This is a genomic window from Bradyrhizobium sp. S69 (assembly GCF_009766005.1).
In the GTDB taxonomy this organism is placed as follows: domain Bacteria; phylum Pseudomonadota; class Alphaproteobacteria; order Rhizobiales; family Xanthobacteraceae; genus Bradyrhizobium.
The window spans coordinates 120,484-143,637 of record NZ_LMUK01000038.1; the positions used below are offsets into that span (position 1 = coordinate 120,484).

Here is a 23,154-nt window from a genome sequence, read left to right on the forward strand (position 1 = left end):
AATTGGAGATTACGGAATCCGCCTGCTGTCTTCGGCGCGAGTCGAGTGGGACATCAACACCCCGTCAAGGAAGGCGAAAACGACCGAGCTGCGGCTGCGCTGCTGAATCGTTCGGGGGCTAGGCGGAGACGGCGCCGGCCTGGAGCTTCAGGCATTCTTTGATAGGCCGCCGACGCACCCACCGCCTCAGCAAGCGATTGGCGCGCCGCGTTGCCTTCACAATGGAAAAAAGGCGCTTGTGCACCCCCGCCGTGTGCGTGACGTCTCGACTATACGGCTCAGGATTGGCGCGGCGCGTTCGATTGCCGCTCTCCGCAAGTAGCGCAGGAAGGTCGCAGCTTTGAAGGACATCGTGGCGGCTTGGGGTGGGGGCTTCCGAGCCGTCGTTACCTTGCCGACCGGCGCGCGGGCCGCCGTGTGCGCCCACGATTATCGCGCGGAAGCAGCCTTGTTCAGCTCGGTTGGCCTTTTGCGAATGGTCAACACCGCTACCGAAGCAATCAGACAAGCGACGCCGGCGGCAGCGAAGGCCGGTAGATAGGTGAGAAGTTCGTCGCGCGACACTCCCGCGCCGAGAGCTGCGGTTGCAGAACCCAACTGATGAGCCAGGAAAACCCATCCGAAGACGATCGGTCCGCTTTCCCGACCGAATGTCTGGCCGGCCATCCTGACCGTGGGCGGCACCGTGGCAATCCAGTCCAATCCGTAGAACACAGCGAAAATGCCTAGTCCGTAAAGGGAGAAGTTCGTGTAGGGCAGCGCGAGAAGACTTAGGCCGCGCAGACCATAGTACCAAAAAAGAAGCGCACGGTTGTCGTAGCGGTCCGATAGCCATCCAGACAGAATGGTTCCAGCGAAGTCGAACGCGCCCATGAGCGCCAGGATCCCCGAAGCGGCCACGGTCGCGACCCCAAAATCGTGGCAGAGCGGAATGAAATGGTTTTGCACCAGGCCGCTGGTTGAAAGACCGCAGACAAAGAAAGTGCCCGCAAGAATCCAAAATGTACGATTCCCAACCGCGAGACGTAGCGCTGAAAAACTAACCTTCAAGGCGCTGGCATCGGATCGCCGCGAAGGCGCAGGCACGACCACTGTATCACCGTAAGAAGGAAGGTCGACGTCACCGGGGTGATCGCGCACCACCAGCATCACCAGAAGCATGCATGCGAGACATAGAAGGCCCGCCGGGAGCATTGCAAATCGCCAACCCATGTGGTCCGCCAGCACCGCGGCCACGGGCAGGAAAAGTAACTGCCCGGTTGCGCTGCTCGCACTCAGGATGCCGATGACAAGGCCCCGACGATTCGTGAACCACCGTGTCGCGACGGTCGCTCCCAACACATTGGCGGTCACCCCGGTGGCTAGTCCGACCATCACGCCCCACGTCAACCACAATTGCCAAAGCGAGGTCATGCAAGAGGCCAGCAGCAGTCCGGCGACGATGAGTCCAAGCGCCGTCGCCACGACAGGACGCACGCCGTAGCGCTGAAGCAGGGCAGCCGCGAACGGCGCAACCGTTCCGTACAGGAGGACGCGCAGCGCGAGCGCTCCTGATATGGCGCCCAAGTCCCATCCGAATTCGGTCTTTAAAGGAAGCATCAGGACCCCGACCATCCCCATGGCTGCCGACGTCGAGAGCATCGTCAGGAAGATGACGCTGACCACCGCCCATCCGTAATGAATGTCGAGTCGCGCGAACGCGCGTGGCAGGAAGACGGAATGCATGAGGCGACCTTGGCTCGGTTATCGGGGGTGAAGAGGGCGGCTGATCCGCCGGTCGGTCAGGGTCCCGCCCTGACATGATTCAACTGCGACAGGATGGTGAAGATCGAATCTTGCTCCCTGCCGATTTTCGATTTCATCCTTGCTTGAGTCTCCACCCAGAGCGGAAGCGCCTTCTTGAGCGCCGCTTTACCTGCCGGCGTCAGTCGCACGACCTTTCTGCGCTCGTCGGCACTTCCCTCGAAGCAGACAAGCCCTTCGCGCTCCAGGACTTTGAGATTGCGGCTTAGCGAACTTCTGTCCAACTCGACGATCTCAGCCAGTTCGGTGATCGTCGGCAAGCCCGCGTTCGACAGGCGCCGAAGCACCCGGAACATCGTGATCTTCAGGCCGGAAGGCGCAAGTGCCCGATCGTATATTTCGGTCATGGCGTGCGCCGCCTGACGTATGCCCGTGCACAGGCAGTTGTCTATTTCCATATTGCGTGTATATACACGAAAGGAGGTCGGGTCAAGATCTCGCTCAAACAGGGAGATGAAGACATGCCTACATATCATTGCACCGTTCCCACAGGCCTCCTCGACGCCGATCGAAAATCGCTGATCGCGAGCGAGATTACGCGCATCCACAACGAGGTCACCGGTGCCGCCTCGTTTTTCGCACAGGTCATCTTCACGGAGGTGACGAAGGGAAACCATTTCATGGGAGGGGTGCCGTTGAACGGCGACCAACTCTTCGTTCATGGCTTCATACGGTCGGGGCGAAGCGTCCTTGACCGCACAAAGTTGGTTACCGAGTTGGCCTCGACCTTGGCTCTGCATTCGGGTCTCGAGAAACGCTTGGTTTGGGTATATGTCTCGGAAATTCCCGCACGCCAGATGGCGGAATATGGGCACGTCCTTCCGGAACCCGGCGACGAACAAACCTGGCTCAAAGAGTTGCCCGGGGCGGATCGCGCCTACATGCAGTCGATTGGCAAGTCCTGAAATCATCGCGCGTGAGGCTCACGCCCCAAGGCGGGACACCTCTGGTGATTTTATACCCGCCGAGTTTCACCGCTGGTCTGCGCGCGACAACCGCATCCAGGAGTCAAAGGTTGATTCCGGCGCAAGAAGCGGAGCGCGGCATCCATGGCGGCGCTCTACCGTCCGTTCGAACGAGAGATAGTGCAACGAACGGTCGGAGAACATTATGACCCGAATTGGATACGCCAGCGGCGCCTTCGATCTCTTTCATGTCGGTCACTTGAACATTTTGAGGGCAGCCAAAAGCCGGTGCGATTTCCTGATAGCGGGCGTCGTCGCCGACGACGTGCTCTGGATCCACAAAGGCGTGATACCCGTTGTTCCTTTGGCTGAGCGACTGGAGATTGTCCGAAACGTCCGCTTTGTGGACCAAGCCGTACCTGCTTTCGTGAACGACAAGTTGTCGATCTGGCATGATCTGAGATTCGACGTATTCTTCAAGGGCGACGATTGGCGCGGTACCGAAAAGGGAGATCGCCTTGAGCGTGAGTTCGCCGCCGTGGGAGTTGAGGTCGTCTATTTCCCATACACCAGATCGACTTCCAGCACCGCGCTGCGCAAAACCCTCGCCAACATCGACCGCATCGCCGCGGTGAACTTATTGCACTGCGGACGCTCCGGAGGCGCTGTCGTCGGCTGCGGCGAGGCCGCCTAACGGGGTCTGGATTGTCGCGGCGACCCGGAAAACGGGTGGTTTCTGCCGCCCAGGAGAGCGAGAACTCCAGCACTCAAGGCCTTACGGGGTCTCGGACGGTCCGCCCGCCCACAATCTTGGATTCGAAAGCAAGACCCGGAGTGTCCAGAAGGCGTCCCGGCGGCATCTTCACACGAACGATCCATACGAAGGCGAACGCCATGATGACCACCGTTGACGTTAGAAACAGCAATCCCGCACAGTCCGTCGCGGACGATCCGCGCTGGGCAAGTGTAGTGGCGCGCGACCGGACCGCCGACGGTAAATTTTGGTATTCCGTCGTCACCACGGGAATCTATTGTCGTCCGTCCTGCCCCTCCCGGGTGGCCAATCCCAAAAACGTCCAAATTCACGACACGCTCAAAGCCGCGAAAGCGACCGGCTTCCGGCCGTGCAAGCGCTGCAATCCGGAAGGCCCGTCGGTTGATTCCGACAACGCTGCGATCGTAGCGAAGGCCTGCGGGCTCATCGATCGGGCCGAGGAGGAGCCGTCCCTCACCGACCTTGCAAAAGCGGTCGGTCTGAGTCCGGGCTACTTCCATCGTGTCTTCAAATCGGTCACGGGGGTTACGCCCAAGGACTACGCTGGCGCGCGACGGGCGACGCGCGTACGGGCCGGCTTGGGCAACGGCAGTAGCGTGACCGAAGCGATGTACGACGCCGGTTTCAATTCAAGCGGCCGATTTTACGAGAAATCCAACGAGATACTTGGGATGACGCCGTCACAGTATCGTTCCGGCGGCGTTGATGAAGAAATAAGATTCGCCGTGGGAGAATCCTCGCTCGGCGCGATATTGGTTGCTTCAAGCAAGAAGGGGGTTGCGTCGATCTTGATCGGAGACGATCCGAACGAGCTGGTCGAGGATCTTCAGGACCGTTTCCCGAAGGCGCACCTGGTCGGGGGCGACAAGGACTACGAGTCGCTCGTCGCCCGGGTAGTCGGATTTGTAGAGGCGCCGGGTCTCGGACTCGATCTTCCGCTCGACGTCCGCGGCACCGCGTTCCAGCAGAGGGTCTGGCACGCTCTGCGGGAGATACCGGTCGGACAGACGGTCTCGTACGCCGTAATTGCGCGAAAGATCGGTTCGCCCAAGGCCGTTCGCGCGGTGGCTGGCGCTTGTGCGGCAAACAATCTTGCCGTGGCGATCCCATGCCATCGGGTGGTGCGGAATGACGGCGCCCTCTCGGGCTACGCGTGGGGCGTCGAACGCAAGCGCGCCCTGATCGACCGCGAGGCGCAGTCCGCGGCAGCCGGTGCGTGACAACGCCGAGTGCCGCCGTGATCTTGCCGACGTGGGATGAGTTTTACCGAGCCGTGCGCCGGTCCGTGCTCGGCCGCTGATTCCGGGACCCAACTCTGTGGGTCTGCGTTGGTATCCTCGTCGTCCGTGGGTGCAACAGCGGATGCGAACTCCAAATCCCGTGTGTCGAAAGCGACCGTAAGCCTGCTTCGCGAAATGCATGCTCCCGAAGCGGCCTGACTACGAATCTGCCTCAATAGAAAAAGTAGCAGCCGGAGACCGAGTTCAAAAGCAAGAATCGGAGTTCCCGCTTTTTGAGGAACGCTACGTTGCGGACGGCGCCACTGAGGACTGTTTGTCGATCTTGCCACCGCGACGCCAGATTTCCACGATCGGAGATCACCGTGGGCGACTGTTCAATCAGGCAGGGAACTTTATGCTGGGCTTTGTCCGTTTCGCAATCCTCGCCGCAATCATTGTCCGCGCGTCGGCAGCGGGCGCCTTGGAGGATGGGAACGTGCTTTCAAAAATGCCCAATGGATACAAAGTCGGCTTTGAAGAAGCGAGCGACATGGGCTCAATCCTCGAACTGGTGCCTGAGGGAGAGACAGTCACACAATGGACGGAGATGTTGACCGTGCAGATCCTGCGCAACAAGCATGGGCTGACCCTGTCGGAATATCGCAAGGGTGTCGAGAAGATCTGGGCCCTCATTTGTCCGGGCAGTTCGTCTGAGACTGTCGAACAGGGATTCGAACAACTCCACCCCACGCTCACCTGGTCCCAAACATGTCCTCTCAACAGGAAGACCGGAAAGCCGGAGATGACCTGGTTCAAGGTCATGATACGCAATGGCAATTTTGTTGTCGTTCAGAAGGCCTACAGATTCAAACCCTCGATCGAAGAGATCGCCCACTGGAACGAGTTTCTCAGAGAAACTGAAATATGCGATCCGGGGTCGACAGCGCAAGCCTGCAAACCGGGACGGTGACGTCACGAAGGTTCGCGGACTGGCCAGAATAGTTGGAGAGGTAACTAGGATTGCCGAAGGTCTTGACCTCCGATCTTGCCGATGGAGCGAATGGACAAGCGGCCAAGTTCGCCCAGAACTCGCGCTGCTGGGACGCCATCGTTCAGCGCGGTCGGAGCGCTCTACCATTCCGTATTGACGACTGGCATCTATCACCGGCCGGTTGTGTTGCGCGTTTGCCACGGCGAGTGAATGTCAGTTAGTTCGTCAGGTTCGAGAACCTTCAACTCAACAATACGATCTCAGCACCGCAGGAGATCTGTCAAGGAACTTTGAGATGCGACACGAACGCCTGCGACCACTCTCATCGGCGTCATTGAACGCGTCGTACGGCCTCGATCTGTCTCTGACGTCGTTGTCGTCACTCAAGCCCCGTTTTCAGCGCAATCTTCGACCGCTCACAGGATTCTTGGCCCGCGCAGGCGTCACGGCCAACCAAGTAACGATTTTTGCGCTGTGCGGATCGCTTGGAGTGGGCCTAACGTTGATCATGGGCGCCGGTCTACCGGTGTTGTTTGGGTTGCTGCCCGTATGGTTGGCGATCCGGATGGCACTCAGCACCATCGACGGGATACTCGCACAGGAGCACGGGCAAAAGAGCAGGCTGGGCGCATTCTTGAACGAAGCGGGCGACATCGTATCCGAGACGTCGCTTTACGCCCCGTTTGCGTTCGTCAAACCGTTCGGCCCGGACTGGACTACCACTATTGTCATTCTCCTTGTGGCGTCAGAGTTTGCCGGCTTAGCGGGGCCGCTGCTTGGCGGAACGCGCCGTTGCGACGGACCGTTCGGCAAGAGCGACAGGGCGATCGCGTTCGGACTCGTCGGTGCCTGGATTGCCGCCGTGGGAACGCTCCCGGCGGAAGCGAAATATCTTTTTCCAGTCTTTGCCCTCCTGCTTGCCGTAACGATCGCAATGCGACTGTGTTACGCGCTCGCGGAAGGTGCAGTCAGGCCTGCGTGAAGAGAGTGAAGAAGTCGCGGTCGGATTACGGCTCGAGCGGTCTGCCACGTTCGCGCGGTACGCGCCAAAGGTACCAGGATGCGACAGTCCTGTGCGGCGCGAACGCTTTACCAAGCTCTCGCAGCTCTTTCGGCTTAGGCGCGTCTGAAAGCGATTTAAGGGCGCGATAGCCCTCGCGAATGCCGAAATCGTCGACTGGTAGGATGTCCATGCGCTCCAACGAGTACATAAGGAGCATTTCGACGGTCCAGCGTCCGATCCCCTTGATGGAGACGATGCGCTCAATCACTTCCTCATCATCCATTTTCACGGCAACCTTGCGCGTCGGGACCAGCCCGGACAGCGCCCCTTCGGAAATCGCCTTTATCGTCGCGATCTTGGTGCCGGAAAAGCCGCAGGCGCGTAGCGCGTCGAACTCGGCGTCGATGATGTCTCCTGGTGTAGGAAACAGCCGTTCCGGATAAAGGGACTTCAGGCGGCCGATGATAGCGTCACCCGCCTTCGCAGTAAGCTGCTGGTATGCGATCGCGCGGACGAGCGCCTCGTAAGGTTCACGTGCCGCTTTTGGATCGTGAAGGCACGGCCCTACAAGGTCGATGAGCTTTTTCCAATCGCTGCCTGCGTTCTTCAAGAAGTCCACGGAGGCACGGTAGCGGGCAGGGGTGCGCATAATTTGATACCGACTTTGAAAATATCAACAGTGGGGGAGCCGTAACGCGCAGCATCGCGCCGCTCTCTTCTTACGGAAATACGACGTAGGGCGGCCAAGAATCCAGCCCTGAATTTGAAAGCAAGAGCCGGAGTGCGGGGACGAAGGCATTTTACTAATAAGCGGAAGGCAATAATCCGAGGCGCGATCCATGATCACCGATCTATTTGACGACCGCAGTCCACAGCAGCAGAGTCTGGAGCGGATGGGCGACGGGGCTTTCCTGTTGCGCGGCCTTGCGATCCCGTTCGAAAGCGATTTGTTGCGAGATCTGGCGAATGTCGTCGCCGAGGCTCCGTTTCGGCATATGATTACGCCGGGCGGGTTTACGATGTCGGTCGCCATGACGAACTGCGGCGAAGCCGGATGGATAACGGATAGAACCGGATATAGGTACGACCGCATCGACCCGGACAGCGGGAGGCCTTGGCCGGCGATGCCGGCGTCCTTCCAGATGGTGGCTTTGCATGCGTCGGCCGAGGCGGGCTATCCGGACTTTGTTCCGGACGCCTGCCTCGTGAACCGATACGAACCGGGCGCGCGGCTGTCCTTGCACCAGGACCGGAACGAAAGAGATTTCGCCAATCCGATCGTCTCCGTATCCCTCGGCCTGCCCGCCATATTTCAATTCGGCGGCCCGGGCCGCGCGGATCCCGTCAAGAGGTATCCTCTCCGTCACGGCGACGTCGCCGTTTGGGGCGGTCCATCGCGCCTCTATTTTCATGGCGTGCCGGCCCTTAAGGATGGCGATCATCCCGTGCTGGGCGCGACCCGAATCAATCTAACTTTTCGCGGTGCGCTTTGAGGCGCCCGGGGTTATCAACGAGTTCACCCGAACGTTGCCAATTCGAAAGCAGAAATCGGAGTGCGGCCTCGCCGATGGGTGTGATGGGGTATGGAATCGTGTCGTGCGATCGGTCCCGTCCGGGAGCGGCTCCTGCCGCCGGAACTCAGTATGCCTCGGCTATGCGCGGCGGTAAGTCACGGAGGTTCGAAGTCATGTCCAGAGAGGCCGACCCGTCGGGGGGCAGGAAAACCTGGGAAATCGGGTCATACGAAGACTTCGCCGACGCGGTGAAGTCGCCGCTGGGGGCCGCCGACCCCGCAAAGGAATATGTCATGTCGTGTCTACCGTATCTAGTGCGAGAAGGCATTGCCGAGTGGGATATGCTCGGAAACGGGGAAATAGAGCTGCGCTTCCGGACGGGCGAGACGTTCCTGCTCGGAAAAGACGTCGTGACGCGGACTGCCTGAAGCAGCCGCGCAGAATCCCAGGATAGCTTCAATTTCAAAGCAAGGACCGGAGTGAGAGGGCGGCGCCAGCGTCATAAGGTCATGATCGGAAAATCGAAGGAGCGAGAACATGACCTTATCAACGGAGAATTATTCAACCCGGGAAGACGCTAGGCCGGCCAGCCGAAAGCAGCCGAGGAACGCCGTCACGGAAGTCCATTTCGCCGCGGGTCAAGGACCACTCGGATCGGTCCTCGTCGCACGGACCGAGGCGGGCGTCTGCGCCATCCTGCTAGGTGATCACCCGCGCGAATTGGCGCTCGACCTCCAGGCCCGCATGCCCCAAGCCCGACTGACCGGTGCCGACGCGCTATGCGACGACTACGTTTCGCGCGTGATCGAATTCATTGAGGTTCCGCGGAACGGATTGGACCTTCCGCTCGACGTGCAAGGAACGCCGTTTCAAAAGCGGGTCTGGAGGACGCTGCAGTCCGTTCCGGCCGGCGTAACGGTCACCTATTCGGAGCTCGCGCGGCGGCTCGACGCCCCGGACTCCGCCCGAGCCGTCGCCCGCGCATGCGCCACAAATCCGCTCGCTCTCGCGATTCCATGCCATCGGGTCGTCGGAAAGAACGGGTCCCTGACCGGTTATCGTTGGGGCGTGGATCGTAAACGCGCATTGCTCGCAAAGGAGGCCCACTCATGAACGCCCCATTGAAAAGGATCCCGGCCGTCCCCGGGGCCAAATCGGCGGAAAGTCGCGTCGCCGCCTACGATTGGGGGACTCTTTCCTCCCAATTAAGCGGATATGGGAACGCCGTGATTGAGGGATTGCTCACGCCGGACGAATGTCGGCTGATCGCATCGCTCTATCCGCACGAAGAGCACTTCCGAAGCCATATCCATATGGCCCGGCATGGTTTCGGCAAGGGCGAGTACCGCTATTTCAAGTATCCGCTTCCCGATTTGCTGGGAGACTTGCGGCAGGCCCTGTATCCGCGCCTCGCCGTCGTCGCCAACGAGTGGAATGAACGGATGGGCGTCGATCAGCAATATCCTGATCGGCATGCCGATTTCCTAAAGCAGTGTCACGACGCGGGTCAGACGCGGCCGACGCCTTTGTTGCTGCAGTACGTTCCCGGCGATTTCAATTGCCTCCACCAGGACCTTTATGGAGACCTCGCGTTTCCCCTTCAGGTCGCCATCCTACTGTCCGAACCCGGTGAAGACTTCACGGGTGGAGAATTCGTCCTGACCGAGCAGCGTCCGCGGATGCAAAGCCGGGCCGAGGTGGTGCCGCTCAAACAGGGCGACGCCGTCGCCTTCGCCGTCCACAACCGGCCGGTGCAGGGGACCAAGGGCAACTATCGCGTCAACCTGCGCCACGGCGTCAGCCGGCTTCGCTCGGGACAGCGACACACGGTGGGAATTATTTTCCACGACGCCAAGTAAGGCAGCGAAACTCGATGGCATCAACGCCTGCGGGTGGCCGCCGGCGGTCGATGAGCGTGGCGCAGGACGGGTTCCGATTCACAGGGCTGGATGTCCTGCTGAGGCCGTGAAAGCGAAATACGAGTGGAGAGGGACGGATGTCGGAACGCATTCAATACGGATGGGGCGAAAGTTCCTTGGGACGCTTCCTGGTGGCGACTTCCGAACAAGGAGTTGTTTACCTCGAGTTCGAAGACACGCATTCGGTGGGGAGGCTTCGCGAGCGTTTTCCGGATGCCCTGCTGGAGGAGGGCGGCCAAGTGACGTCCGAACTCGCGGAAGCGCTGGGCCGTCTGGTGGACCATCCGGAGCTGGGTCACGAAATCGCGCTGGACCTGCGCGGCACCGATTTCCAGAAGGCCGTTTGGACAATGGTGCGTGAAATCCCCCCAGGCCAGACGACCAATTATGGCGCCTTGGCAGCCAAGCTGGGCACTCGTGATGCGCGCGACGTGACAGATGCAATCGCCTCCAATTCGATAGCGGTTCTGGTCCCCTGCCACCGTGTCATCAAGAAGGACGGCTCAATCTCCGGCTATCGCTGGGGCGTGCGCCGGAAGAAGGCGTTGCTCGAACGGGAGCGGCGACTTGCCTCGGACCGGCCGGTTTGAAGGCAATGTCCATCGACGGTCGACAGGCATCCCAAGTGACAGATAACGCCCCCGGCCCCGGAAGTGTCTACAACCTGATAAAGGCGGCACTCGCCGATCCGGGCAACGCGAAAGAACGTCATCCCGGATACCGCCTTCAGCGATTGGTGACGCTCAGACTTGAAATGGACGAAGTGGAGATTGGCAAACTCGCCGACCTGGCCGGAATTGAGGTAAAGCCGCCGATGGTGAACGCTGATGCTCTCTTCGATGAGAATTTGCGCGCCGTGATTGCGTGGGCGGGACTTTGGCCGCTCTTCGAGGAAAGCGGCCCCGGCTTGCACCACCACGCGATCCGGCCGACCGGCTACCTGTACCAACTCGACAAGGTCGATGCGTTGGGCATGGAGGCGTGGAGGGCGTACTACCGGTGCATGGCGCCCGCACGCCAAATGCTCGCGGCATCGATCATCTGGCTATACCGAGGAAGAAAGGACAACACTTGGCTGCGCCGGGTGCCGTGCACATGGCACGCTGCGGAAGGCATTGCAGAAATGCGGCGGGCCGGTCTGCTGCAGGACTGGGCCAAACTTGTCGTTCGCTATCCAGGCTGGTGATCTCACTGTGCGGCCCCTGATGGGGAGGCCCGGGATAGTTGACGCTTCGAGCCTACCGAAGGGCGGATATCCGCGGTTTGGCTTTTGCCATACTGCGTAATTCCTCAATTAACTTGACCGCAGGTCCCGGAAGAATCCCCTGCCGGCGGCGAAACGCTGTGAGGCGCCGCATGGCTTTGACGCCCGTTATGGGGAGTGCGTCGACGAGGCCGGCGCGTCGCTCGGCTAGATACATCGGCGCGGCCATCCAACTTAGGAAACCGGAGTCTGTGACGAGACTCTTCAGCACCGTGATGGAGCGCGTCTCGACGACGATGTTCGGAGGGCCTATTCCGTGTTCAGCAAAGACTTGTTCGAGATGAGCATGCGGAGCCGTGCCTCTGGGAAGACTCGCCCATTTTTCGGCGCAAGTTTCCTCCAGGCGAAGTTCTGATCGCCCGCGCAACGGGTGATTGGCGGAGGCGACAACGTAGCTAACGTCCTCCCACTGGCAATCCCGGATAGCGACAATTTGGTCGGTGTCGAGCGCATCGACGCCCAGCGCGACGTCGATTTCGTAACTTGTCAGCGCCTCTGAGAGGCGATCCCACACGCCTTCGAGAACTTCGATCCTAAGGCCTGGCCAGGCGCTCAGAACGCCGCCGATCGCCATCGGCAACACGAAGCACGCGATGCTCGCGACGGCGCCGACACGGATTGTGCCCTTGGCGAGCCCGCGCAGGGCGTCGATGTCCTCGCGGGCCTGCCGGCTTTCCCGGTTAACGAGGTTGGCGTGCGGCAATAGCGCCTCGCCGATGTCGGTAAGTTTCATGCCTTTCGAATGGCGCTCGAACAGAGGCGATCCGACGTCGTCCTCCAGGCGCTTTACCATGCGGCTAAGTGCGGGCTGTGTGACGTTGAGGACCGCCGCGGCGCGGCCGAGGCTGCCGTGCCGAACGACGGCGGTGAAAGCCTCAAGCTGCTGAATGTTAAAGGCCATACCCAAACGTAATGACTATTCCTCAATTTGGCAATTTTTGGTAGGTGCCAACTTCCCTATCAAAGGTCTTCAGAGGCGCGCCGACGCTTGGCGTCGCGGTTTTCGAGGAGGCGAGCATGGGAAATGGCGAAGCGACCGGGGTAAAGCCGACCGTGCGGGAGTCGGTCATCGATCTACTGCGCCGCTTTGGAATGACGTCGATTTTCGCCAATCCCGGCTCGACCGAGTTGCCTCTGTTCCGGCATTTTCCCGACGATTTCCGCTACGTCCTCGGGCTTCAGGAGGCTGTCGTCGTCGGTATGGCGGACGGCTTCGCGCAGGCAACCCGCAACGCCGTCTTCGTCAACCTGCATTCGGCCGCCGGCGTCGGCAACGCGATGGGCAACATATTCACGGCCTTCAAGAACCGCACGCCCATGGTCCTGACGGCCGGCCAGCAGGCGCGATCCATTCTCCCTTTTGAGCCGTTTCTATCTGCACGAGACGCAGTGGAACTGCCGAAGCCCTACGTGAAGTGGAGCGTCGAACCGGCGCGGGCCGAGGATGTGCCGCAGGCGATCGCTCGTGCCTATTTTATCGCCATGACCCCGCCGCGTGGACCGGTCTTCGTCTCCATCCCTGTCGATGACTGGGACAAGCCTGCTGAGTTCGTACCCCACCGCGTCGTCAGTCGTGACATTCGCCCCGACCCCGAAGTTCTCGGGCAGATCGGGCGGATGCTCGAGGCCAGCCTTCGCCCGGCTTTTGTGGTTGGCGGCGCGGTCGATCGCGATGGCGCTTGGAGCGACGTCGTCCGGCTCGCCGAACGTTTCAAGGCATGCGTCTGGACGGCGCCGATGACAGGGCGCTGCGCCTTTCCCGAGGATCATCCGCTGTTTGCCGGCTTCCTCCCCGCTATGCGAGAAGGCATCGTCAAATTGTTGACTGACTACGACGTGATTTTCGTAATCGGCGCGCCGGCGTTCGCCTACCATGTCGAAGGCTCGGGGCCGCATGTTCCCGAGGGCGCGAAGCTCTGCCAGTTGATCGACGATCCCGACACCGCGGCCTGGACTCCGGTTGGGACCAGCGTTGTGGGAAGCATCCGGCTCGGCGTCGCCGATCTGCTCGCCCGCCCTTCGCATGAGCGGCACGCCAAACCGCCCCTCCGTGTCCAACGCCCACGCGCCGAACCATCATCGCCGATTTCGGTCGCCTTCGCCTTGCAGACGCTCGCGGAGGTTCGCGACCCCGCCGATGTCGTGGTGGAGGAGGCGCCGAGCGCGCGTCCGGCTATGCAGGCCCATCTGCCCATCACCCGCGCGGAGGGCTTCTACACCATGGACAGCGGCGGCCTCGGCTACTCCATGCCCGCCGCTGTCGGCGTTGCTCTCGGCCGGCCTGGTAGCCGCGTGATCGGCCTGATCGGCGACGGCTCCAGCATGTATTCGATCCAGGCGCTCTGGAGCGCCGCCCAGCTCAAGCTGCCCATCACCTATGTAATCCTAAACAACAATCGTTACGCCGCCTTGCAGGAGTTCGCGCCGGTCTTCGGCTTCACCAAGGATGAGGCGGTACAAGGCACCGACCTGCCGAATCTGGACTTCGTCTCCATTGCGCGCGGCATGGGATGCGACGCCGTGCGCGTGACCGAGGCCGACAAGCTGCACCTCGTACTGATGCAAGCGCTTTTTGCGCGCTCGCCGACTCTGGTCGAGATACTGGTGGCCTGATCAATCCGCAGCTTAATTAAAAAATGGAGGAACGATGAACGAAATTTCGATGCTGATCGACGTGCGGGGCACGCGGCCGATCCGGTGAAGGCGCTTTGACGCCGATCACGCCGTGAACGTCGACTCGACAACGACGGGCACTAAGAGAGAACTGGTGGAAAATAGCGGTACTTATAGTCCCGAAGTTTTCCCGAAGGCGGGATCGGCAGTGTTCCCGATTCTACACCCCTATAGTTCGGCATAACAGGGGACAATAGCCTTCCGCCGAATGGGTTGGCTTGCGGGCGAGCTGCAACCACGAGTAAATGGCTGCAAAGGCCGACCGGCCCCGGGGGAAGAATGCTCAGAACTACAATTCTTGCCGTTTGCGCAGCCGCGTTTGCGAGTTGCGCGCTTTGTACGCCAGCAAAAGCACAGCAACCGGCGCCGAACGCCAGCGTCTCAGCACCGGCGACGCAGAATTTAACGCCTGATCAGCGTCGGGCTACTCCTGTGGCGCAGAACCCGGCGCCTCCCGCTGTGGGCACGGAGACGCCGCCGCCGGCGGCCCCAAGCGACCCGCAGAAGCAGTGTGTAAAGCCCGGCGAATTCGCTGTGGAGCTTCGCTCTGGCCGCAATCCCGTGGGCGCGCCCATTGTGTTTGCCACGAACTTCCTTCCGACGAACCAGCGCGTGGATGTCGGGGTGCGCGCACCATTTGTCGATGGAGTCAGGTACTTCGCGGGAATCGACTATGGCGACGAGACCTATCTTTTGAAGCGTCAGGACGCCGTCACGCACCGCGCGACCGAATCCGATCCGTTGGTGCTGAAGCATCTGCTCGAACCCGATCAGACTATTGTCACGCTGAACATGGGCGACGACCTCGCCTGGTACTGGAGCCGGGTCGATCTGTATCTCTACACATGCAACAATCCGGTCGGCCAATCTCCCTGGCGGGTCTCGTCCCTCAGCGTCCGCCTCAGCCCCTATCTGCTCAGCATCTTCGCAGTCATCGCAGAAGTCCTCATCCTCTACCTTTGGATAGCGTTCGCGCTGCGCAAACGGGATCACACGTTCGTGTCGTTCTTCCGGGCATTGAACCCTGCGAAAGTGTCTGCGGGGCCGGACGGGAAGGGCAGTCTTTCGACCTTCCAGACGCTGGCCTTCACGCTCGCTGTCGCCGCTCTGATTACCCTTCTGCTGCTCCAGACGGGTGCGCTAGTGGATTTGTCCGGTTCGATTCTGACGTTGCTCGGGATTAGCGGCATCGGAGCGACCATCGCCAAGGGCACCGACGGCCAACGCAATACGCTGTCGACCGACAACCGGGCTTGGCTCCTGAGACGCAACTGGGTGCCGATGGCGAAGACCGTGGTCGATCCGTCGAACGCGACGTGGCGTGATTTTTTCACGACCGACGGCGCCTTCGACGTGTATCGGTACCAGAGCTTTATTTTCGGACTGGTGGTGATCGGCGGGCTGATCGCGGCCGGTGTCAGCCAGCTTTCGACATTCGTCGTCCCGAATACGATATTGGGCATCGTAGGGCTTAGTCAGGTCGTCTACATCGGCGGCAAGCTCGTGACGCCCACCAACATCTCCGATCTCAACTCGGCCGTCGCAGGCTTGCGGTCGGACGAACAGAAGCTCAAGGCCACCGCGGTGGCGAAAAAGCAGGGGCAGGTGGCGAGCTTGGCTGAAGCCATTCCGCTAATGGGGCAGGATGCCTACGACGCGTACCGCCAGAAGGCGAGGGATGTCGCGGCGATCTTCACGGATGCGACCGGGCTCGTCGTGGCGGACGCGTTGCTAGAGCCGATCGTGACCTGAGGGAGGCAGACTTGGCCAAGAATATTCTGGTTTTCGCCGACGGTACGGGAAACGAAGGCGGCCTACTTCCGGACGAGAGCCGGACGAACGTCTACAAACTGTACCGTGCCACGCGCACCGGTCCCGACTCGATCATCGACCCCAAGAAGCAGTTGGCGCTCTACGTTCCCGGTATTGGAACGCCGACCCCGGGGCACGACAGCGGTCGCGACCGGCAGAAACAAACGCTGCAGCAAATGTTCGGATTCGGCATCTCGGAAAAGATCATCGACTGCTATGTGGCACTCGTCGGGGTGTGTGGGAGCCGAAAGATCGTATCTATCTCTTCGGCTTCAGTCGGGGCGCCTACACTGCCAGGTGTCTTGCGCACGTGCTCGAGCTCTGCGGTATCCCGACTAAGGAGCGAAACGCCGACACGATCAGCCTCGATCCTAAATCGTTGCGGAAGGTGGCCAAAGATGCGGTTTCCTGCGTCTACCGGCTCGGAATGCCGAGAGACGAAACGGATGCGGCAAAACGAGCGGAGGAGTTCAGAACCGTCCATGCGTCGCAGGCGGGACGTGCTATGGGCGCTTCGGCGTATTTCATCGGCATCTGGGACGCCGTCGCCGCGATCGGTTGGCAGCGGTTCTTTCCCGACTGGGCGTACGATCGTCACTTCACCTCCGACGTCCAATACGCGCGACACCTCCAATCGATCGACGAGGGCCGGAAGGATTTCAAGCGGGTGCCTTGGGGAGGCAGCGGCACGGTGAAGTGGCCCGACAGGAAGGACGAACCGGAGCAGTTCGATCAAATCTGGTTCGCCGGCAATCACGCCGACGTCGGAGGAAGCTATCCCGAGAACGAATCGCGGTTGTCGGACATCACGCTGCAATGGATGGTAGAATTCATTGCCGAGAAGATACCCGAAGCAAACCGGGTCGTCGTCGACAAGGGTTTGCTGCGACTGTATCCGTCGGCCGACGGGATGATGCACGACGAATGCATGGTCGGCATAGGTGGCACGGCACTGCATTGGTCGAAGACGGTGCGCGACGTCCCCGATGGGGCCCAGCTTCACCCGACGGTCTACGAGCGTCTAGCCATGGCATCGGTACGTAATTTCACGACCTTCGGTCCATACCGGCCCGTCGCGCTGCAGAACCATAAACTGGCGAAGAAGTTCTTCGGGCGGACAAAGGGCGCCAACCCCGGCGGCGATGGCACTGCTGATGGCGCGCCGCCAGCCCCTTCGAACGGTGCGTCCGTCTGATCGGGGTAGTCGCGTTCTGCCGGTTGCGGCAAACCCGCCCGGGAGATTGTTTTCTCCGACTTGAACGTGATCCGGCGGTCCGTCACCGCGCTCTCGACAGGCCCCGGTGACAGCAAGGCAGTCGCTGACGAGGCGTCGGAGGCGCCCCATTAGGCACACAAGCCGCGGTAACCAGCGCCGGGCGGCGCGCATCTCGTCAGATGTGACGGCTCGCGAGGGGTCCCTATGGTCCTGAAGGTTTGCAACGCCTCACTGGGATCGCCGCTGACTTTGACCGTTTCGTTGTCTGAGGAGGGCCGTGTGAAGCGAGTTTCCTCTAGCCAGTAAACGAGCGGTGGGATCCTGGCCTATCGTCGGACGAAGCTTGGCCTCGAAGTCCTTCTAGTCCACCCCGGCGGACCTTTCTGGCGCAACCAGGACGCCGGTGCCTGGTCGATACCGAAAGGCGAATTGAACGCGTCGGAGGATCCCCAACAGGCTGCCCTACGCGAATTTGTCGAAGAAATCGGTCCGACAGCCTCGATCGGCCCGCTGAAGGCTTTGGGCGAGAAGACCGGAAAGTCCGCACCGGCGGTGAAAAAGGCCGTCAAAAAGGTCGGCAACGCGCGCAAGCGTGTGGAGAAACGGCTAGGCCGCTGAGTTAGAGGGCTAGGTTGGCATCATGCTCGGCGCCGGTTCTTCTAATCAGGAGGACATTCTGGGCAGGTATCGCCGATCGAGTTCAGCACGTCGCGAACCTCGGCCGCCGCTGCATCAGGGGAGACCCCTGCTGGTGGGTCTTCACGGGCGATATCGATCGCTCGCTCCCATGCATGCGGATCGGCGCGGTCCTGCATCCAACCGTGCTCCGCGCACTCGCGGATGGCGCCGGCGTTCTGAAGCACGTCAATCGCCCATCCGCGCAGCGTCCGTATCGCCGGCCTTCGTTCACTTGTCATCAGCATGGAAATGGCTCCTGACGGCGAATCGTTTTGTCCGTCATTCGTTCCGGCCGATAACACATGGCTGGGATTCGCAACGGCGAGAGCTCAAGGTTTGGTTCGAGTCTTTGAGGCGCAGACACCAAGTCCCTAAACTTAGTTCTCCTACTTTTCGTTTGGGCGCGTGCGGCAAGTGCCGCACCGGGCTCTCGTGAACCGAGCCGCAAGGCGTCTCGGCCATCCGGCTTCGATCCCTCGCGCGATCATGAGTCGCTCGCCGGAGGCACTCGCACTCGGTCCCGCCGTCATTTCATTCCGGCGTCGCTATCACTGCCCTTCGTTCGGGTGCCTTCTTAACCGGTCTCGCGACTGCACTCGGTCCCGGGTCCCGCCGCTATCGCGTCGGCGCTATGCTGACCCTCCTGCGGGTGCCTCTTTTCCTTGCCTGCGCTTCGCTCCGGCGCTTTTCGCTACCTCTCTGCGAGGCCGCTTTCCATCGGAAATCGGGTGGAAGGCGGTGCGCCCGAACTTCTATCGTGATCGGGAAACGGGAGCACGACATGCGCAAATTTCATTCTATAGCGGCCCTGTGCGGTGATGGCCTCAGGCCAGAGCTACGGGAATTGTTTGACCGGCTGGCGGTTGATTCCAATTCCGTCGTGAGACATGATGGTATGTTGCAATCGGGTCCCGACCCAAAATCTATTGAAGCCCCTCCGGTCGAGCGCGCAGTACCTAAGAGAGTGGCCTAGGGCAAGATGAGTCGCGCCGCCAAATGGAGCGCGCATACGCAGTGGGCATAACCGTCTTGGCGGAGCACCAGACGTAAAGAACAGTTGACCACGCCCGCAATTGGAGACCGCTCCTGCTGCTTCCTCTTTCACTGCGCTTCGCCCCGGCGCATTTCGGCGCTTCCCCCGCGAGACCGCTTTGTCGACTGCGCTGAAGCCCCGCGTCGCGGGTCGTCACCCTTTAGGGTGTCCATCCTGCCAAAAAGACAGCCGCGCGAATGCGCAGTCCGTTTTCTCGTCACCGTCGCTGAGAGTGAGAGTGCGGGCCGGGTCTGCCGCGACGGGTTGAAGATCGGAGGAGAGGCTTCCGGCGCCCGTCGCGGAGAACCGCGATGTCCAAACACACCGCCCGAGTTCGTGCCGGCAACGACCGCGCGAGCCTTTACAGCGAAATCACCGACAAGATCATCGCCGAGCTGGAAGCCGGCCGTATCCCGTGGGTGCAGCCATGGGGCACGGCGGCGATCAAGGCGCCGCTCGCGATTCCACGCAACGCTGCGACGCAACGCGGATATGCCGGGATTAATGTGCTGATCCTTTGGGGGCAGTTATCGAGCACGGCTTTTCCGGACAGAGTTGGCTCACTTTTCGCCAGGCGCTCGGGCTTGGCGGCCACGTCAGGAAGGGCGAGCGGGGAACGACCGTCGTCTATGCCGATCGCTTCACCCCGGACGACGAACGTCGGCGCGCCGCGGAGGCCGGTGAAGAGCCGGGTGCCATCCCGTTTCTCAAGCGCTTTACCGTCTTTAACACCGACCAGTGCGACGGCTTGCCCGAGGGGGTCGCTGCTTCGGTCGTCGCGCCGCCACCAGATCAGATTGAGCCGCGAGCCGAGGCATTGATTGCCGCCACGGGCGCGGATTTCCGCATCGGCGGTGCGCGCGCCTACTACAACACGACGGGCGATTTCGTGCAGGTACCGCCGCCGGCTGCCTATTTCGAGCCGATCAATTGGCACCGAACCGCGTTCCATGAACTCGGTCATTGGACCGGCCAAGCGTCCCGCCTCAACCGCGACCACTCCGGTTCATTCGGCTCAAAATCGTACGCGCGCGAAGAGCTGGTCGCCGAAATGGCGGGTGCCTTCGTCTGTGCCTCGCTCGGCATCGTGCCGACCGTGCGCCACGCCGACTACATCGGTTCCTGGCTCGAGGTGCTGCGCGAGGATAATCGAGCTGTCGTGCGCGCCGCGAGCGCGGCATCAAAAGCCGCTGATTTCCTGCTCGCCTTTCTGCCGCCCGCGATCGATTCCGTCGTTGAGGGCAATGTGGAGGCCGCGTGATGCATCGGCACGTCGTTTCAGCGGCTGCCTTCAGTTGGTCCTGCGCGTCAGAGAGTGAGAGGAGCGCCGGTTTGCCTGTGACGGGTAGGAGGTCGAGAGAGAGTCTTTCGGCCGCCCGTCGTGGAGAATCCGACATGACAAGTATTCAGAAAATCAAACTCAGTCCCTCCCGCGATATTCCCTTCAACAAGCTGGTCTTGAGCCAGTCCAATGTCCGCCGGGTGAAGGCCGGCGTCTCGATCGAGCAACTGGCGGAGAGCATCGCTCAGCGCACGTTGTTACAAAGCCTGAGCGTTCGTGCGGTCGTCGATGCCGACGGCCAGGAGACCGGCATGTTCGAGGTACCCGCCGGTGGGCGCCGCTACCGCGCGCTCGAACTGCTGGTGAAGCAGAAGCGTATGGTGAAGACGCAACCAGTCCCCTGCGTTCTCAGGGATGGCGGCATCGCCGAGGACGATTCCCTCGCCGAAAATGACGAGCGGGTTGGCTTGCATCCCCTCGATCAGTTCCGCGCGTTCAAGCTGCTGCGTGACGGTGGCATGAGTGAAGAGGATATCGCCGCGCGGCACTTCGCCTCGCCGGCGATCGTTAAGCAGCGCCTGCGTCTGGCGTCCGTGTCGCCGAAGCTGCACGACGTCTATGCTGACGATGGCATGACGCTCGAACAGTTGATGGCCTTCTCGGTCACGGCCGACCAGGCGCGTCAGGAGCAGGCCTGGGACAATGTCAGCAGATCCGGCAACGACGAGCCATATCAGATCCGGCGGATGCTGACGGAGAACACCGTGCGCGCTTCCGACCGTCGCGCCCAGTTCGTCGGCCTGGATTTCTACGAGCAGGCGGGCGGTACGATCTTGCGGGATCTGTTCGCACACGACGATGGCGGCTGGTTGCAGGACGTGCCGCTGCTCGATCGTCTCACTACCGAAAAGCTGAAGACCGAGGCCGAGACGATCGCGGCCGAAGGCTGGAAGTGGATCGCGGTGGCAGTCGATTTCCCCTTCGGCCACTCCAACGGCTTGCGCGAGATTGAGGGTGAACCGGTTGACCTGACGGAGGAGGAGCGGGCGACGCTTGACGCCCTCAGCGCCGAGTACGCCAAGATCGAAGAGGATTACCAGGACGCCGATGAACTGCCGGACGAGATCGATCAGCGCCTCGGAGAAATCGAGGCGGCGCGGTCCGTCCTGGAAGCTCGATCGCTCGTCTACGATCCGGCTCAGATCGCCCGCGCCGGCGTCTTCGTCAGCATCAATGCCGAAGGTTTGCTGTCGATCGCCCGTGGCTACGTTCGGCCGGAGGATGACGCACCCAGCATCGTCGAGACCGAAAGCGAGGCCCAAGACGACGGAGAGACCAACGATGACGGGCCAACTACCAATGCTGTGGTCCAACGCGCGGTCATCACGGTCGGCGGTGCGCCGACCGAACCCGTCGAGGAGGACGACGACGACACGGTCAAGCCGCTGCCGGATCGGCTCATCATCGAGCTGACCGCACATCGCACACTGGCATTGCGAAACGCGCTGGCAAACGAACCGGCTGTCGCATTCCAGGCGGTGCTGCACAATTTTGTCCTGGCGACCTTCTACCGCTTCTCGTCGTCGAGCGGCTGCATGGAAATCGCCATCCGGACCCCGACATTCCCTGCTCAAGCACCCGGCTTGAAGGAGAGTGCGTCAGCGGAAGCTATCGACGGGCGCCATGACGGATGGAAAGCCCGTCTGCCCAAGGACGAAGCTGATCTATGGAACGTGCTCACGGCGTTCGACGGGAAAGAGCAGGCCGCGTTGTTCGCGCATTGTGCGTCATCCGCGGTCAATGCGCTCTACGAGCCCGCCAACCGCTACAATGTGGGCCGCGTCTCCGCGAACGGCATACGCCGAAGGCTTGATCACGCCAACGTTCTTGCCCGCGCCGTCGGTCTCGACATGGCAGCAGTGGGCTGGAAGCCGACCGTCGACAACTATCTCGGCCGGGTCACCAAACCTCGCATTCTCGATGCTGTGCGCGAGGTAAAGGGCGAGCAATCGGTGCAGCTCATCGACCACCTCAAGAAAGGCGACATGGCGCGGGAGGCCGAGAGACTGCTCGAGGGGACTGGATGGTTGCCTGAACCACTTCGTCTCGATGTCGTGGGCGCGGTAGGAGAGCCCGCTGCAGATCCCGGGGCGTTACCGGAGTTCCTCGCGGCCGGCGAGGACGAAGCTGACACCGAGGCCGACAACGACCGGCCACACATCATTGCGGCAGAATAATCTCCGAGGCGTAGGGGCTCCGGCCGACCCACACCTTCTTGTCCCGTCCCAAGCCCGGCATTCCGTGCCGGGCTTTTTCTTTCGAGGAGCTCCAAGATCATCCCCGGTCCGGCTCGCATGAAGCGTTTACCATCGTTTCTCAGCGCTGTTGCGTAGCTGAACTGGGTTCGGAATTCTCTGCGGTCTCGTTGTCATCCAATTCGACGAGATAGACCAGCAACATTCCATCAGATGGTTGAGCATCCTTGGAAGCATCACCGAATGTTGCGATCTCGTCCTCGTAGCCCATGCGCGCTCTCAGTTTGGCCTTGCCATCCCACAAGGGCGCGCCATTGGAATGTGCTGACGCGAAATCTTCACCTAGCCACGGCGCATTGCAAATCTCGCTTGCTTCACGGAGGCTTTTTGCTTCGAACGTCACCGTTGGCTTGCCGCCGATCTCGATCGTAAAGACCGAAGGAAAAAGCGTGGGCGTCATGTTCCCTTTGCCTTTTCGGCGGCTTCCCGCGCCAATCGCAATGATTTCAAGCGTTCGCGATTCTCGTGAAACGCCTTTTGTGCCTTTTCTTGCTCGCTTACGGCTTTTTCGATCTTGACCTGCCCGAATACTTTCAGCGCCTCTCGTTCGGCTGGCGTGATCCGTCGTTTGAGCTTTTGGTCGTTCATCTGGTCACTTCGTTGCGATTCCCGGTGGGCAGAAAGATAGCTCGCAGAGTCATGAGACGAAAGGGCTGTTTCCGTCACTTCCTCGGTGCGGAGCAATTCGGCCTGCGTCTTCTTGGCCGTCAGTCAGCGTCTCCGTAAGAGGGAGAGGCGGGCCGGGACGGGT

The 23,154-nt window shown here is 61.1% G+C and carries 22 protein-coding genes and 3 pseudogenes; 18 read left to right on the forward strand and 7 right to left on the reverse strand.

All coding sequences use genetic code 11. From position 1 onward, the window contains the following. Nucleotides 1-429: 429 nt before the first annotated feature. Both GSQ88_RS15350 and GSQ88_RS15355 read right to left on the reverse strand, forming a co-directional pair. Nucleotides 430-1,725, reverse strand: coding sequence for an MFS transporter (locus tag GSQ88_RS15350; RefSeq protein ID WP_159008584.1), 1,296 nt, complete (start codon nt 1,723-1,725; stop codon nt 430-432). A gap of 56 nt (nt 1,726-1,781) precedes the next feature. Further along, on the reverse strand, nt 1,782-2,150 hold the full coding sequence (locus GSQ88_RS15355; RefSeq protein ID WP_159008585.1) for a MarR family winged helix-turn-helix transcriptional regulator: 369 nt from the start codon (nt 2,148-2,150) through the stop codon (nt 1,782-1,784). Between the two features lie 114 nt (nt 2,151-2,264). Here GSQ88_RS15355 and GSQ88_RS15360 point away from each other — a divergent pair, with 114 nt between their 5' ends. From GSQ88_RS15360 to GSQ88_RS15380, 5 genes are all read left to right on the forward strand, one after another. Then, nucleotides 2,265-2,708 (forward strand): tautomerase family protein, encoded by a 444-nt coding sequence (locus GSQ88_RS15360; RefSeq protein WP_159008586.1) that lies wholly within the window; start codon nt 2,265-2,267, stop codon nt 2,706-2,708. 205 nt (nt 2,709-2,913) lie between these two features. Continuing rightward, nucleotides 2,914-3,402, forward strand: coding sequence for an FAD synthase family protein (locus GSQ88_RS15365; protein ID WP_159008587.1), 489 nt, complete (start codon nt 2,914-2,916; stop codon nt 3,400-3,402). Between the two features lie 200 nt (nt 3,403-3,602). Further along, nucleotides 3,603-4,703: a bifunctional DNA-binding transcriptional regulator/O6-methylguanine-DNA methyltransferase Ada gene (gene ada, locus GSQ88_RS15370; protein WP_159008588.1), complete on the forward strand. Its 1,101-nt coding sequence runs from the start codon at nt 3,603-3,605 to the stop codon at nt 4,701-4,703. A gap of 199 nt (nt 4,704-4,902) precedes the next feature. Further along, nucleotides 4,903-5,673 (forward strand): hypothetical protein, encoded by a 771-nt coding sequence (locus GSQ88_RS15375; RefSeq protein ID WP_159008589.1) that lies wholly within the window; start codon nt 4,903-4,905, stop codon nt 5,671-5,673. 316 nt (nt 5,674-5,989) lie between these two features. After that, a complete protein-coding gene (locus tag GSQ88_RS15380) occupies nt 5,990-6,676 on the forward strand; it encodes a CDP-alcohol phosphatidyltransferase family protein (RefSeq protein WP_246784811.1) in 687 nt (228 codons plus the stop codon). A gap of 25 nt (nt 6,677-6,701) precedes the next feature. Here GSQ88_RS15380 and GSQ88_RS15385 read toward each other — a convergent pair whose 3' ends face one another. Continuing rightward, nucleotides 6,702-7,346: a DNA-3-methyladenine glycosylase family protein gene (locus GSQ88_RS15385; protein WP_159008590.1), complete on the reverse strand. Its 645-nt coding sequence runs from the start codon at nt 7,344-7,346 to the stop codon at nt 6,702-6,704. A gap of 193 nt (nt 7,347-7,539) precedes the next feature. Here GSQ88_RS15385 and alkB point away from each other — a divergent pair, with 193 nt between their 5' ends. From alkB to GSQ88_RS15415, 6 genes are all read left to right on the forward strand, one after another. Beyond that, nucleotides 7,540-8,190 (forward strand): DNA oxidative demethylase AlkB, encoded by a 651-nt coding sequence (alkB, locus tag GSQ88_RS15390; RefSeq protein WP_210253840.1) that lies wholly within the window; start codon nt 7,540-7,542, stop codon nt 8,188-8,190. A 194-nt stretch (nt 8,191-8,384) separates the two neighbouring features. After that, nucleotides 8,385-8,639 carry a hypothetical protein gene (locus GSQ88_RS15395; protein WP_246784812.1) on the forward strand — a complete coding sequence of 85 codons (255 nt, stop codon included), beginning with the start codon at nt 8,385-8,387 and terminating at the stop codon, nt 8,637-8,639. Between the two features lie 109 nt (nt 8,640-8,748). Continuing rightward, the gene (locus GSQ88_RS15400) at nt 8,749-9,324 is read left to right on the forward strand and encodes a methylated-DNA--[protein]-cysteine S-methyltransferase (protein WP_159008592.1); all 576 of its coding nucleotides are present in this window, start codon (nt 8,749-8,751) and stop codon (nt 9,322-9,324) included. Beyond that, complete coding sequence (locus tag GSQ88_RS15405; RefSeq protein ID WP_159008593.1) at nt 9,321-10,070, forward strand: 2OG-Fe(II) oxygenase; 750 nt, start codon at nt 9,321-9,323, stop codon at nt 10,068-10,070. Before GSQ88_RS15400 ends, GSQ88_RS15405 begins: the two co-directional genes overlap by 4 nt. Nucleotides 10,071-10,207: 137 nt before the next feature. Then, a complete protein-coding gene (locus GSQ88_RS15410) occupies nt 10,208-10,720 on the forward strand; it encodes a methylated-DNA--[protein]-cysteine S-methyltransferase (protein WP_159008594.1) in 513 nt (170 codons plus the stop codon). Between the two features lie 5 nt (nt 10,721-10,725). Next, nucleotides 10,726-11,316, forward strand: a complete 591-nt coding sequence (locus tag GSQ88_RS15415; RefSeq protein ID WP_159008595.1) for a hypothetical protein — start codon at nt 10,726-10,728, stop codon at nt 11,314-11,316. Nucleotides 11,317-11,368: 52 nt separating this feature from the next. Here the strand turns inward: GSQ88_RS15415 and GSQ88_RS15420 are convergent, their stop codons facing one another. Next, nucleotides 11,369-12,295 (reverse strand): LysR family transcriptional regulator, encoded by a 927-nt coding sequence (locus GSQ88_RS15420; protein WP_159008596.1) that lies wholly within the window; start codon nt 12,293-12,295, stop codon nt 11,369-11,371. A gap of 116 nt (nt 12,296-12,411) precedes the next feature. Between GSQ88_RS15420 and mdlC the strand changes: the two genes are divergently transcribed. From mdlC to GSQ88_RS15445, 5 genes and pseudogenes are all read left to right on the forward strand, one after another. Continuing rightward, nucleotides 12,412-14,007, forward strand: coding sequence for a benzoylformate decarboxylase (gene mdlC, locus GSQ88_RS15425; protein ID WP_159008597.1), 1,596 nt, complete (start codon nt 12,412-12,414; stop codon nt 14,005-14,007). 492 nt (nt 14,008-14,499) lie between these two features. After that, a complete protein-coding gene (locus GSQ88_RS15430; RefSeq protein WP_159008598.1) occupies nt 14,500-15,819 on the forward strand; it encodes a hypothetical protein in 1,320 nt (439 codons plus the stop codon). Between the two features lie 11 nt (nt 15,820-15,830). After that, nucleotides 15,831-16,097 (forward strand): annotated as a pseudogene (locus GSQ88_RS36190) (T6SS phospholipase effector Tle1-like catalytic domain-containing protein); the annotation flags it as partial. Between the two features lie 17 nt (nt 16,098-16,114). Next, nucleotides 16,115-17,074, forward strand: coding sequence for a phospholipase effector Tle1 domain-containing protein (locus tag GSQ88_RS35665; protein ID WP_283810688.1), 960 nt, complete (start codon nt 16,115-16,117; stop codon nt 17,072-17,074). A gap of 339 nt (nt 17,075-17,413) precedes the next feature. Further along, a pseudogene (locus GSQ88_RS15445) lies at nt 17,414-17,623 on the forward strand (NUDIX domain-containing protein); the annotation flags it as partial. Between the two features lie 131 nt (nt 17,624-17,754). Here GSQ88_RS15445 and GSQ88_RS15450 read toward each other — a convergent pair. After that, entirely contained in the window at nt 17,755-18,018 is a 264-nt protein-coding gene (locus GSQ88_RS15450) for a hypothetical protein (protein ID WP_159008601.1), read from the reverse strand. Nucleotides 18,019-19,117: 1,099 nt separating this feature from the next. Here GSQ88_RS15450 and GSQ88_RS15455 point away from each other — a divergent pair. Beyond that, a pseudogene (locus tag GSQ88_RS15455) lies at nt 19,118-20,067 on the forward strand (ArdC family protein). A gap of 134 nt (nt 20,068-20,201) precedes the next feature. Further along, nucleotides 20,202-22,325 (forward strand): ParB/RepB/Spo0J family partition protein, encoded by a 2,124-nt coding sequence (locus GSQ88_RS15460; protein ID WP_159008602.1) that lies wholly within the window; start codon nt 20,202-20,204, stop codon nt 22,323-22,325. A gap of 139 nt (nt 22,326-22,464) precedes the next feature. Here the strand turns inward: GSQ88_RS15460 and GSQ88_RS15465 are convergent, their stop codons facing one another. Next, nucleotides 22,465-22,803 (reverse strand): hypothetical protein, encoded by a 339-nt coding sequence (locus tag GSQ88_RS15465; protein WP_159008603.1) that lies wholly within the window; start codon nt 22,801-22,803, stop codon nt 22,465-22,467. After that, the gene (locus tag GSQ88_RS15470) at nt 22,800-22,991 is read right to left on the reverse strand and encodes a hypothetical protein (RefSeq protein WP_159008604.1); all 192 of its coding nucleotides are present in this window, start codon (nt 22,989-22,991) and stop codon (nt 22,800-22,802) included. The genes GSQ88_RS15465 and GSQ88_RS15470 overlap by 4 nt, the downstream gene beginning before the upstream one ends. Nucleotides 22,992-23,154 lie beyond the last annotated feature (163 nt).

What these genes read in the sequence shown, in the direction of transcription:
- GSQ88_RS15385 (WP_159008590.1), bottom strand. Translation starts at nt 7,346, where the DNA reads ATGCGCACCCCTGCCCGCTACCGTGCCTCCGTGGACTTCTTGAAGAAC.
- GSQ88_RS15395 (WP_246784812.1), top strand. Translation starts at nt 8,385, where the DNA reads ATGTCCAGAGAGGCCGACCCGTCGGGGGGCAGGAAAACCTGGGAAATC.
- GSQ88_RS15450 (WP_159008601.1), bottom strand. Translation starts at nt 18,018, where the DNA reads ATGCTGATGACAAGTGAACGAAGGCCGGCGATACGGACGCTGCGCGGA.
- GSQ88_RS15375 (WP_159008589.1), top strand. Translation starts at nt 4,903, where the DNA reads ATGCTCCCGAAGCGGCCTGACTACGAATCTGCCTCAATAGAAAAAGTA.
- GSQ88_RS15410 (WP_159008594.1), top strand. Translation starts at nt 10,208, where the DNA reads ATGTCGGAACGCATTCAATACGGATGGGGCGAAAGTTCCTTGGGACGC.
- GSQ88_RS15405 (WP_159008593.1), top strand. Translation starts at nt 9,321, where the DNA reads ATGAACGCCCCATTGAAAAGGATCCCGGCCGTCCCCGGGGCCAAATCG.
- GSQ88_RS15350 (WP_159008584.1), bottom strand. Translation starts at nt 1,725, where the DNA reads ATGCATTCCGTCTTCCTGCCACGCGCGTTCGCGCGACTCGACATTCAT.
- GSQ88_RS15460 (WP_159008602.1), top strand. Translation starts at nt 20,202, where the DNA reads ATGACAAGTATTCAGAAAATCAAACTCAGTCCCTCCCGCGATATTCCC.
- GSQ88_RS15420 (WP_159008596.1), bottom strand. Translation starts at nt 12,295, where the DNA reads ATGGCCTTTAACATTCAGCAGCTTGAGGCTTTCACCGCCGTCGTTCGG.
- GSQ88_RS15415 (WP_159008595.1), top strand. Translation starts at nt 10,726, where the DNA reads ATGTCCATCGACGGTCGACAGGCATCCCAAGTGACAGATAACGCCCCC.
- mdlC (WP_159008597.1), top strand. Translation starts at nt 12,412, where the DNA reads ATGGGAAATGGCGAAGCGACCGGGGTAAAGCCGACCGTGCGGGAGTCG.
- GSQ88_RS15365 (WP_159008587.1), top strand. Translation starts at nt 2,914, where the DNA reads ATGACCCGAATTGGATACGCCAGCGGCGCCTTCGATCTCTTTCATGTC.
- GSQ88_RS15465 (WP_159008603.1), bottom strand. Translation starts at nt 22,803, where the DNA reads ATGACGCCCACGCTTTTTCCTTCGGTCTTTACGATCGAGATCGGCGGC.
- GSQ88_RS15360 (WP_159008586.1), top strand. Translation starts at nt 2,265, where the DNA reads ATGCCTACATATCATTGCACCGTTCCCACAGGCCTCCTCGACGCCGAT.
- GSQ88_RS15470 (WP_159008604.1), bottom strand. Translation starts at nt 22,991, where the DNA reads ATGAACGACCAAAAGCTCAAACGACGGATCACGCCAGCCGAACGAGAG.
- ada (WP_159008588.1), top strand. Translation starts at nt 3,603, where the DNA reads ATGATGACCACCGTTGACGTTAGAAACAGCAATCCCGCACAGTCCGTC.
- GSQ88_RS15355 (WP_159008585.1), bottom strand. Translation starts at nt 2,150, where the DNA reads ATGACCGAAATATACGATCGGGCACTTGCGCCTTCCGGCCTGAAGATC.
- GSQ88_RS15400 (WP_159008592.1), top strand. Translation starts at nt 8,749, where the DNA reads ATGACCTTATCAACGGAGAATTATTCAACCCGGGAAGACGCTAGGCCG.
- GSQ88_RS15380 (WP_246784811.1), top strand. Translation starts at nt 5,990, where the DNA reads ATGCGACACGAACGCCTGCGACCACTCTCATCGGCGTCATTGAACGCG.